Below are 8828 nucleotides of genomic sequence, written 5' to 3' on the forward strand. Positions count from 1 at the left end.
GTAGCCTTGGTAAAACCAGCCTGCCTAATTAAATGCGTAGAGACGGTGCGGTAGACAATGCCTAACACTTTACCCATCAGCTCTGGATGGCGAGCCAGCAGGAATCGTAACTGGAAGGGAAAGCTCAGCACCCACTGGCGTATGGGAACTTTGGGAAACACCTCATCCACCAAGAGCGCGGCACTCTCCGCCATCCGGCGGGCACCACAGCTGGGGCAGAACCCTCTGCGCTTGCAGCTAAATGCGACCAATCGTTCATGATGGCAATCCTCGCAGCGGACACGCAAAAAGCCATATTCCAGCCGACCACATTGGAGAAAATCTTCGAACTCTCTCTGAACGTAACGAGGCAAGCTTTGTCCCTGACCCTCCAACGAGGACTTAAAGACAGGATAATGTTCCTGAACCAATTGATAGAGGAGCGTCTTTTCGGGCTGATGGCGTTCATAGTATGGTGCTTGACTCGCCCAGACATTCCTTGCCGGTGACATGAGTATCCTCCTTGATACTGTTTATACATACAGCATATAGAAGAAGCTTCACTTAGCGAATATTGGCCGTAATTTTGTAAAAACAGTCCAACTGTTATGTCCGCTTTCGGGTCTTTTGTAATATAAAAATGCTAGTTAGGAAGGGCCAGATTAGATCTGAAGACAATTCTCAAGTTATGTCCGCTTATCTCACTTTCCAGAAGTAACCGATCAGATCAATATTGGCCAAAATATCCTTGTTTATCGATCAGTCATGAAGGTCCGTTTTGCGGACTTTCACGCCTTTGAGTGCTGTTTAACTATGCCGTGCACTGAACTCCAACCTTTGAGAAAGGGTTCGAGCCGATACACCTTTCTGATACTACTGACTTTGCGCAAGGTTCTGCGTCTCTCCAATTACTCTGTTCCGGCCTTGTTTCTTAGCTGCATACAAGGCTTGGTCAGCGCGCTCTACTAAGCCATCAATTGTGTCAGAGGTTTGCATACTCGCAACACCGACAGAAATGGTAATATTACCCAGGGTGACTTTTTTATCACTGCCCATAACCAGGTTTTTACTGGCGACCTTATCGCATAGCTGCTGGCCTACAACGAGTGCGCCTTCGTAGCGTGTGTTGGGTAATAGCGCCACGAATTCTTCACCTCCATAACGAGCGACGATATCGTCACCTTTGACACCCTTCTTTAGAACTGTTGCGATAAAGGTTAAAACTTTGTCGCCTACTGCGTGGCCGTGCGTATCATTAAACGATTTGAAGTGATCAATATCCATAAATAGGAGAGAGAAGGGCTTCAGTGTTTGTTCAAACTCATTTACTAGTGTTTTAATAGACTCATCAAATGCTCGTCGATTCGGGATGCCGGTGAGCTGGTCGGTAAACGCCGTTTCGTTCAGTTCTTCCAAGTTCCTTTTTAAAGTACTGACTTCCTCCTTCACAACGATTAAGGAGTTTTCCATTGATGTGTTGGCTTGTCTAACTTGGTCAGTTTCTTCAATAAGCTTGGCAACGAGCTGAGTGATGCTGTTGATATCGGGGTTTTTCTTTAGATCATTCTGGCTTTCTTCCAGTGCGGCTGAAAAAGCCTGGTTGCCCTCAAGGATTTTTTCCAGCTCTTGCAGCAGGTTGTCCACAAGCGTCTCTGTATCGCCTTGTATATGGCTCAGTTTATCCTGCGTTTGGTTTGCAATATAAGTTTCGTAGAGTGAGTTATTTAAGCTGTCTGTAAAGTTCGTTCCACTTTCTAGCAGGCTATCTATTTTCTTGCGTAGCTCGAGGTTCATTCCTTGAAAATACTCATACCAAACGAAGTAGTTTTCCGGGGTGATTGGGATTTCAAGGTCTTTCATTTGTGGGATAGTTTTCTTAAGGCAGTCAACAGCTTGTTTAAGCTTTTTTTGACGGCTTTCCCGCACAGGTATTTGTTGCTCTGTCATATTACTCGCTACTCCATTTAGCCTGGTAATATTTGTCTGTAACCTGAGTTCAAGCCTCTAGTTTGTGCAATAATCTAAGAATTATAAGACTTTTTCAATCATAAATCATTTCGTCTATCCAGTTGTCCGCCGGCCTAATTCAGTCATTTTAGTTGTTGATGGTAACGATAAAACCATTCTAGGTTTGGATATAAGCCCGATATTTCATAGTATTCGGTATTGCTGTCATTCTCATGAACCGCTGTTTCATAATAGGGAGATCAGATGTCTCAGAGCGCTGCTTTAGTCAAAGCACTGAAAAAATGTTTGAAAATTAACGATGTAAAATATGCAGATGTGGCTGATGCCCTCAATTTAAGTGAGGCGAGCGTGAAACGTTTGTTTTCTGAGGAAAGCTTTTCGCTAAAAAGGCTAGATCAAATTTGTGAATTTTTAGGTATTGAAATTAGTGATCTGGTGGAGATGGTGAGACAGTCTGATCAGATTCGAAGTTTGACGATTGAGCAAGAAAAAGAAATTATTGATGATCTTCCGCTTTTGATTGTCGCAAATAGTGCCTTAAATCGTTGGAGCTTTGAAGATATATTGTCTACCTATGATTTAACTGAGACCGCGTTAATCCAGCATCTTGCCAAATTAGATCGCCTAAAGTTGATCGAGTTGTTGCCTGGAAATCGCATAAAGTTATTAGTTGATAGAAACTTCAGTTGGCAAAAGAACGGCCCTATACAGCGGTTTTTCGAAGAAATTCTAGTGAATGAGTTCTTTAACTATAGGTTTGATGAGCCCAGTGACAAACGACAGTTTGTGGTGGGGATGCTCTCTAAAGCCTCTAACCTGATCTTTCAGAGAAAGTTGGATCAACTTGCAGAGGAATTTCATCGCTTACATGTAGAGGATGAAAAGTTGCCTGTTAAAGAGCGATTCGGTACTAGTGTTGTCACAGGTATGCGTCGATGGGAGCCTTTGGCTTTTGAGAAGATGCGCAGAAAAAAGGATCTGCGAAAGTTTTAGTATTGATGGGGTAGTTTGAGGTGTGGGCTGATCTATGAAAACCGAGTTCATAGATCAGCATTGGTTTCGTTTTTTAGGGTGTTTTATGAACGCTTTGATTGAAGCTTTCGTGATAACACCGCCGCGATGAGCAGCAATAACATCATCCAGGGGCTAGATGAGCCTCCACCAGAGCTCGGGTAAGCGCGGGTGTTGTTGAAAGCTGGTTGATGGGCATCTTTACGATGGTCTCTTACCGGCTGGCTTGCGCGTTGTTGTTTAGCCTGCAATTCTTTCTTTACGCGTTTGGCGTTATCTCTTGAAATGTTAAGCTGCTTGAATACCTCTTCTCTCACAACAATCATCGAAGTGTAGTCGGTGACTAAACCATATTGTTTGGCAATGTCGATGATGGCTTGTTTGGCATCTGCATCTTCGCCTAGATAGTCAATTTTATTCTGCAATGCTTCAATGCTCGCGAACGCCCATAACCTTTCTATCTCAGGGTTGAGTTCACTTTGTTTTGGGAAGTCAAAAGACGTTGTGTAGGTTTGTTGTTGGCCTGACATTTTGCCTTTGATTTCAACCGTTGCTTTACCATTTCCCCAGTAATGTCCGAACAAGATAAGCTGCTGACCTCGGTACACAGAACCGATACGGGCGGGTGTAAGGTTTTTAACCTTAACGCCGTCAATATCAACTTCGACATCATGAAAGGCTTCGTGAGTTAGTTTTTCGGTAGCGATCATTAGCTTGCCAACGATGTCATCACTATTGGATACACTCATTGCGAAGCCGTTAGAAATTTTTGTCATGCTATCGAGTAGTGGTCTATTAGCACTGTTGCCCATCACAAAGGTAAAGAGTCGTACATCATATTGTTCGAGTAAGCTTAGAAAGGATTTTTTCTCCGTGGTGCCGATATTAGCAACGCCATCGGTGACTAAGATGATGGCACTCGCGCGATCAGAATCGAGACCTTTGATGCCTTTTTTCAGGCCGTCGTATAAATTTGTGCCGCCATTAGGGGTCGTCGATTCAAGTGATTGTGTATATCTTGATACATTCTCGGCTGTCGCAGGGGTGTAACCTTGTGTGATCTCACTTGCATTGTTGTTAAATAGGATGATGCGAAAACGGTCATTTGGATTTAGCTTGGAAAGCCCTTTGTTAACGCCTTCGATAAGGCTGTGGTATTTTCCCTGCATTGAGCCTGAGTAGTCCAGTACAAAGATCCAATCTCGCCCCAAGTTGATTTTACTTAAGTCATCCCCCGGGGTGATGGTCATCATAAAGGTTCCTTTGTCTTTTCCGGGTTCTTTGTGTGTGACCATATCAATCGAGCCTGGCAGGCCTTGTTGATGTCTCCAGTAGACCACGATATCTTGATCGAGTTTAGTGATTGATTGCTTTGCTGTGATTGGGTTTGAGTCTTCTTCGTTTTGTGCGGCCTGCCCATTCATCATGGATATATGCCATGCCTGATTCGTGTTTGAGGTGACAATTGCCTGCGGATGTTTCGGAAGACGGACATCGTCAATAGGGTAAGAGGATCTTATATTCATCTTGAAGCTGAATGCTTCGGTTACCACTTCGTTGTAGCTCCAAAAGGCCAACTTTTCTTCATCGACGCCACCATCTTCAAGTGGGTAGACATAACTGCCAATGCCATGGTCTGAATGGACAGCTTGAATGTAGACTAATCGGATTTTGACATCTTGCTTTGGCAAAACCGGGTAAACGGCACTATCAAAAGATTTATACTCATCCTGTTCTGTTAAGGCGGTTTCTCTGCCTTGTGCTTTTTCTTGCTCATAAATCTCGCGAGCTTGTTTTTTCTCAAGCACCTCGCCAGTCACAGCTTTACCGTCTATCCAATAGGTGAACTCTCCTACCGCTGCTTTTTCTGGAATGGGGAAGGAGTAGATTGCTTCTAGCGTGGTGTCATTCGGGTTGAAAAATAATTGTGTTACTGAAGTAATGGCATAGCCATCCTCGATAGTGACATCTACATGGTGTTGTTTTATTTCCAACGCTGGTAGCTGACCGTTTGCGGGTGACATGAGTCCAGCGGCCTGCGACATCATGCTAAATGCGAATAATAGGGTAAAGCTTATCAATTCTAAGAAGTTTGGTTGTCTGTTCATAATGCTCTCCATTTGTTGGTTTGTGGCAACAAGCGAAAGCAAAACTAGATGGTGATGAACGGATACTCAATAAAAAACGACTAAGTCTAATAGCAAGAGCCTGAGGGTATTAGATAACGATACTTTTCCATATTTTTATACAAGGATTGTTTTGTTGTAGTCACTCAAAACTATTTATCACGCAAACGCAAAATGCGTCCACTGTCGGTGGAAAGGTAAATCCAGCCTTCAGGACTTTCGACAACTGCTCGAATGCGTTCGCCCAGGCTTTCAAGTAATCGTTCTTCAGCGATAGCCTGATACTGCTTGTTGAGCGATACTCGGTTTAGGTGTGTCATCTTTAGTGCACCTGAAAAGAGGTCCCCTTTCCATTCCTTGAAGGCTTTGCCTGAATAAACGATCAGACTCCCTGGCGCAATGGAGGGAACATAATATTTAACGGGTTGCTCCATGCCTTCTTTATGAGTGCTTTCACCCACAGAAATTGGCCCCCAGTATTCCTTGCCATAGGAAATGATGGGCCAGCCATAATTTTTGCCTGGTTTAATCAGGTTTATTTCGTCACCACCTCTTGGTCCATGCTCGATAGACCATAAAACAGACTTGTCGGGAGTAAAAGCTAAACCTTGTGGGTTTCGGTGCCCGTAAGACCATATTTCGGGTAGGGCGCGGGCTAGTTGAGTGAAAGGGTTATCTTTAGGAACCGTGCCGTCTAAATTTAATCGAATGATGCTTCCGGCATGATTGCTTAGGTTTTGCGCGTCTTCCCGTTTGCCTCGGTCACCGACGCTGAAAAATATGTGCCCCTGATTGTCAAAGGCAATACGGCTACCAAAGTGTCGGAAGGTATCGCTATCGCCTTTCGCTACGAATAGCTCACGCCAATGCCTTAGCTGCTGATTCTCTGTGAGTTGGGCGCTGGCAAGGGCTGTCGTTCCCTTTCCATCATGTCTTTTGCTATAACTAAGATAAATATTCTTTGATGAGCTGAATGTTGGGCTTATGGCAATATCAAGAAGGCCACCTTGGCCTTTGGCAAGCACGTTCTTAAGCCCTTGGATAGTTGTGAGCTGCTTTGTTTGAATATCCAAACTATAAAGCCGGCCACGTCGTTCGGTAATTAATAGAGTGTTGGCATCCAGAAAAGCCAGTCCCCAAGGAATATTTAAGCCTGAGTATAGTTCTTCCAAAATGAAGTGAATCTGGCCACTTTGCCCTTCAAGGATAGTGCGGGAAAAGCTTGGGCTGGCAAAGCTTATGAAGAACGCAAGACTAATACATGCAATGAAATTGTACATTTTAGGGAACTCCAATAGCTTCAGCATTCAATCAAGGCAAGTTTTAACCCCTTATCAGGCTCCAGTTCTTTTATTTCATCACTAAGCGCTAAAGGCGTGATAGATCTTACATCCTCTATCGTCTCTCGTATGTCGCGTTCAAATTCTGAAAAGGTTACTTGTTGATTGTTTAGGGCCGCTAAGATAACTCCGCCATCCTTTAAGTATTTGGTGCAGCGACGTAGTAGTTTCTGATAGTCAGGCCAGCCTCGAAAGGAGCCTTTATGAAAAGGCGGCGGGTCGAGAATGATTATGTCGAACTTTGACTGCTTGGCAATTTGGCTGTTTGACTTAAGAATGTTCTTTTTCCAAATCGATACTCTTTCATCCAGTAGATTATTTATCTGATGATTTAATTGTGCGGTTTTGGTGGCGCTACCGCACATATCAATATTAACTACTTTCTTTGCGCCACCTTTCAAAGCAAACAAAGAAAATACCGAGGTATAAGAAAAAAGGTTTAGAACACGTTTGTTTTCGGCGTGTTCAGCAAGCCAATGCCAGCCACTTCGCATGTCTGGAAACACGCCTGTGTTGCGGTTTTCGCCTAAACTAACCTTACACAAAAGATCCTTATCAAGTGCTGCATTAAACTCCAAAGGCAGTTCAGGCTTATTGCTAGTTCGTGTAAACAAAACCTCATTTTCCACATCGGGCCAAGGCCGGGATTGGAGCAATACGCTTTGAATAAACTCATGCTCTTCAAAGATCTCCTTAATGACGGAAAGCTCATTGTTGCTTAGCTCACCTTCATAGCATTGGACAAATAAAACGGGTGGATACCACTCAATATTGAGGTTCTCAAATGAGGGAAAAAACCGACCTCTGCCATGGAATACTCGGCAAACCTGTTCAGGCGATTGTCTAAGGTTTTCACCTAGTTCTTGCTTTAGGAGGTTCTGTACAGTAGTCATTGCAGAAATTTTGGTCCGGCTCAGTGATTGTTCAGGGGATTCTATAAAAGAAATGATGGTAGATCTATTTTTATGATTTTGGCCGCGAAAGAAGAGCAGTTAATTAAATCATAAAGAGAGAGTAAGAGAACCTATAAGGCGAATACCTTATAGGTTGTATGGAAAAAGAAGTCGTTAAGCAATACTGCGCCGCCTCATTAAACCTATGCCAAATAAACCAAACGCTAGTAGGGCAAACGTTGAGGGCTCAGATACGCTAATCACGCATTGATTGGGGTCGGTTTGTGGGTCACAGGAACCTATGCTGATTGAGAATACGTCATCGGGAAAAGCAAACTGCGTATTCTGGCCATCAGGACTTAGAAATATTGCTCTGTCCAAGTCGCTACCGGTCACATTGTACAGGTCGATAAATAAGTCTTCAGGGTCGAAGCCGATGATGACAAAGCCATCGGTACAGCAATTCACCCAATCCAAATCAATATTGATAGAGCTAGTTGTACCCAGTGCACTATTACCTCCTTCATTTGGGTCATCTAAGAATGCCAGTGCTGCGGGTGTAGAAAAGTCAATGCTGGCATTAAAAGAGCCGCCTCCACTTCCATTTGGTCTTTCAAGAATTACCCCAAAGCTCAATTCATTGGTAAGCGTATTCACATGAGAAAATATCTGCAAGGCGTCAGCTTCTAAGGGGATGGGGGTTGTGGTTCCAGGGTAAACCGGGTTCGCTGATGCTGCCCAAGGGCTACCATAGTTGTAGAAATCAGTGCCTGTTTCTGCACTGTCGAAAGTACCTAGCAAGAACTGAGAGCCATTAAAGTCAATATCCAATACTGCAGCCGAAGCAATTGAAGAAGACAAGGATAGAACGACAGCTGTACACAAATGCCAAATAATGTTTTTCATTGTCTGTTTCCTTCCTATTGTGTTGGTTTTATTGTGAGTTATTGATCAAAAAATACGCAGGAAATAGACCAGATTCTGTAACTTTAGTTATTACAGTAACTTGTCCGCAAGGCTATAAAGGTAGGTTTCAGAACGTGTAAAACTCTTCGACACTATTTGTCATAAAAGTTGGTAAAAAGTGGCTATTCATAATGAGGCTGGCCCGCTATTAAAATTTGAATTGGTTCACGTATTAACGAATCGAGTCGATTGGTAGAATATAGCGTTATATTTCTAAGTATTTGTAATTGCAGAATAAAATATTCAATTCTCAAGTGCTTTGTTTATTCCCCCTGCTTGGGGAGGGGGGAATGTTGAAATGGCTAGTTTAGAATGTGAGTGCTCAATTGCACCCTTATTTAGTCTAAGGTAGCTGTAAAACATTGTGTTCTTTGGGCTATAAAAATAAATATATTAAGATATCCAAGGGGATAACCATGCCGGGTTTAGTTAAGAAAACCATCACCGTGCTTGTGGCCGCATCCGCAAGCATTGCCAATGCTACGATTGACCTTTCAGGCTTACCGGGTGAATTTCCTCACCAAGAAGAAGTTTGTGCCAGTGAT

The 8828-nt window shown here is 43.4% G+C and carries 7 protein-coding genes; 1 reads left to right on the plus strand and 6 read right to left on the minus strand.

What is annotated here, in order from left to right; translation table 11 throughout:
* Together A3729_RS01700 and A3729_RS01705 are read right to left on the minus strand one after the other, a co-directional pair.
* Positions 1-491 (minus strand): transposase zinc-binding domain-containing protein (locus tag A3729_RS01700; protein WP_197475478.1); only part of this gene is annotated, 491 nt, incomplete at its 3' end.
* Between the two features lie 361 nt (positions 492-852).
* Positions 853-1926 carry a GGDEF domain-containing protein gene (locus A3729_RS01705; RefSeq protein ID WP_068514223.1) on the minus strand — a complete coding sequence of 358 codons (1074 nt, stop codon included), beginning with the start codon at positions 1924-1926 and terminating at the stop codon, positions 853-855.
* Between the two features lie 264 nt (positions 1927-2190).
* Between A3729_RS01705 and A3729_RS01710 the strand changes: the two genes are divergently transcribed.
* Positions 2191-2940, plus strand: a complete 750-nt coding sequence (locus A3729_RS01710; RefSeq protein WP_068514227.1) for a helix-turn-helix transcriptional regulator — start codon at positions 2191-2193, stop codon at positions 2938-2940.
* A gap of 83 nt (positions 2941-3023) precedes the next feature.
* Here A3729_RS01710 and A3729_RS01715 read toward each other — a convergent pair whose 3' ends face one another.
* The 4 genes from A3729_RS01715 to A3729_RS01730 form a co-directional block, all read right to left on the minus strand.
* The gene (locus tag A3729_RS01715; protein ID WP_068514231.1) at positions 3024-5066 is read right to left on the minus strand and encodes a VIT and VWA domain-containing protein; all 2043 of its coding nucleotides are present in this window, start codon (positions 5064-5066) and stop codon (positions 3024-3026) included.
* Positions 5067-5236: 170 nt separating this feature from the next.
* The gene (locus A3729_RS01720) at positions 5237-6364 is read right to left on the minus strand and encodes a PQQ-dependent sugar dehydrogenase (RefSeq protein WP_068514383.1); all 1128 of its coding nucleotides are present in this window, start codon (positions 6362-6364) and stop codon (positions 5237-5239) included.
* Between the two features lie 20 nt (positions 6365-6384).
* Positions 6385-7317: a class I SAM-dependent methyltransferase gene (locus A3729_RS01725; RefSeq protein ID WP_068508856.1), complete on the minus strand. Its 933-nt coding sequence runs from the start codon at positions 7315-7317 to the stop codon at positions 6385-6387.
* A 174-nt stretch (positions 7318-7491) separates the two neighbouring features.
* Entirely contained in the window at positions 7492-8223 is a 732-nt protein-coding gene (locus A3729_RS01730) for a PEP-CTERM sorting domain-containing protein (RefSeq protein ID WP_068633021.1), read from the minus strand.
* Positions 8224-8828 lie beyond the last annotated feature (605 nt).

The sequence above is a fragment of the Oleiphilus sp. HI0043 genome (assembly GCF_001634935.1).